General features: G+C 65.2%; 1 protein-coding gene and 1 pseudogene. Both read left to right on the top strand.

Annotated features, from left to right (window positions below; all coding sequences use genetic code 11):
• A partial coding sequence (locus Q0629_RS07155; RefSeq protein ID WP_298780718.1) for a TonB-dependent receptor occupies positions 1–1,868 on the top strand: 1,868 nt, incomplete at its 5' end.
• Between the two features lie 244 nt (positions 1,869–2,112).
• A pseudogene (locus tag Q0629_RS07150) lies at positions 2,113–2,397 on the top strand (hypothetical protein); the annotation flags it as partial.

Raw genomic sequence — 2,397 nt, 5'->3', positions numbered from 1 at the left:
TCGTCGCTCCCCCCGTGGAGGACGAGGACAAGCTGCTCCTCTCCCCCGGATCGGTGACGGTGGTGCGCCCCCAGGAGATGAAGGGGGAGCAGAAGAACCTTCCGGAGCTCCTGAAGCAGGTTCCGGGCCTTCACGTCGTGGAGACCAAGGGGCGCGGGGCCTATACGGTGGCCTCCATCCGCGGCAGCAGCGCCGCGCAGGTGGCGGTCTACGTGGACGGGGTCCTGATGAACCTGGGCAGCGAGGCGGCGGTGGACCTCTCCACGATCCCCGTCGAGAACGTCGAGCGCATCGAGGTCTACCGCGGCTACATTCCCTCCCGGTTCGGGGGGGCCTCCATGGGCGGCGTCATCAACATCGTCACGAAGAAGCCCGAAAAGTCCGGCGGGACCCTCTCGCTTGGGGCGGGCTCCTGGGGACGGGCACGGGCCGGCCTGGCCTGGGACGCGCCGCTTGGCAGCGGCAGCCTGTTCCTGGGCGTCAACCACGACCGCACCGACGGCGATTTCAAATATCCCAACGACAACAACACCCCCTACACCCCGACCGACGACTACGAGGCGGATCGTGAGAACAACCGTTATGCAAACACGGACGTGCTGCTGAAGTGGAATGACGAGCATTGGCGCGTCGAGGGCGGCTGGAAACGGAACGACCGCGCGCTGCCTTACCCAGCCCCCGGAGCGGACAAGCCGGAGAGCCCGCAGGGCGCGGACTTCCGTGTCGATCAGTGGAACGTGGTCCTGGCGCGGCGCCAGACCTGGGGCGATCTGGAGTGGGGGTTCCGCGCGGAGTACCTGGGGCAGAGCAAGAGGTACGACGACCCGGCGGACACGATCGGGGGCTGGGGCGAGCAGCACAACCGCTACGACACGAACCGCCTGAGCTTCGCCCTGGACGGCGCGCTGCCCGTCGGGGACCACCACCTGCTGGAATTCCTCTGGAACTACTACGACGAGACCCTGAAAACGGATGGGGACATCGTGAAGAAGATGCGCGGATTTCAGGAGCACAACCGCTACAGCTGGAACGCGCAAATTCAGGACACCATCGGCCTGGGCAGGGGGGACGACCTCTGGCTGACCCCGGTGGTGCGCTGGAACGCCGCCGATGGCCGCACGGAGTTCTCGTGGGGGGCGGCGCTGGACTGGCGGATGAGCCGGGAGTGGACCCTGAAACTGACGGGCGGCACGTACAACCGGGCTCCGAACCTCTACGAGCTCTACGGGGACGGGGCGTTCGTCATCCCCAACCCCGGCCTGCGGTGGGAGAGCGGGACGCAGTGGGACGTCGGACTGGCCTGGAAGGGGCAGCTGTGGGGCGGGGAGGCCACGGCGGAGCTGACGGCCTTCGGCCGACACTCGGACGACCTGATCGACTACCTGATGACCAACCCCCGGTTTGCCCAGTACGTGAACATCGGAAAGGCCAGGGTGATCGGGACGGAGCTGGAGGTGAGCGCGGAGTGGGAGAAATGGGCCCTCTACCTGGCCGCCACCTGGATGGACCCGAAGAACGAGACGCCGGGCTACATGGACGGTGACCCTCTGGCGAACCGGCCCGAGTGGGAGGGGCTGCTGAGGGCGACCCGGAAGTGGGAGCGATCCTCGGCCTTTGCGGAGCTGCGCTACGTGGGCAGGAACTACTACGACATGCAGGGCGAGGTGGGCTGGACGGACCTGCTGACCGCCGGGCTGGGCGTCCGCTGGCAGCCCAAGGAGAACCTGAAGCTGGTTCTGGGGGTGGACGACCTCTTCGACAAGGGGCCGGACCTGAAGCTCTTTGCGGTGGGGACGGGGCCGGAGCGCATGTTGTGGTACCCGCTCCAGGGCCGGACGTTCTACGTCTCGCTGATCTGGACGTTTTAGGAGGCAATGATTGGCCCCTCGGCTTTATTGGGCTCCCCTGGAAGGGGAGCTGGCGAGACCTGCAAGGGCGCGCCTGAGGGGTTGGTTTAGCCCCGCAGGGGCTGGGGGGTGCTGAGTGTAAAGGACGACCTCTCTTTTCAAAAACGCAGGAGGTGATTTGGAAAAGGAGGACAAGATAGTGGGACTTCGCGTGCGCGGTGGTCCGTCGGAACATCAAAAATCATTTCAGTGAGGAGGTAACGTGATGTATCGCAAGACGATGAAGCGTTGGCTTTCCGGGATGCTGCTCTTTGCGCTGGTCCTGGCCTTTGGGGCCCCGGCCTCGGCAAACCTGCTGTACACGGCCCAGACCAATTACTCGAACACCACGCTGGGCAAGATCGTGGGATCTACGGTCACCAGCAATCTGGGGACCAATATCGGCGGAAACTGGGGACAGGGCATCTTTCCCTTCAGGGATGCGCAGAACCAGAACCGGGTGGCGGTGGCGCTCTATCAGGGCGGAGCCGACACTATCAAGATACTGGAT

It is taken from the genome of uncultured Fretibacterium sp., assembly GCF_938030725.1.
Taxonomy (GTDB): Bacteria; Synergistota; Synergistia; order Synergistales; family Aminobacteriaceae; genus Fretibacterium.
The sequence above is the reverse complement of the archived record's forward strand: the minus strand, read 5'-3'. Positions and strand labels throughout refer to the sequence as shown.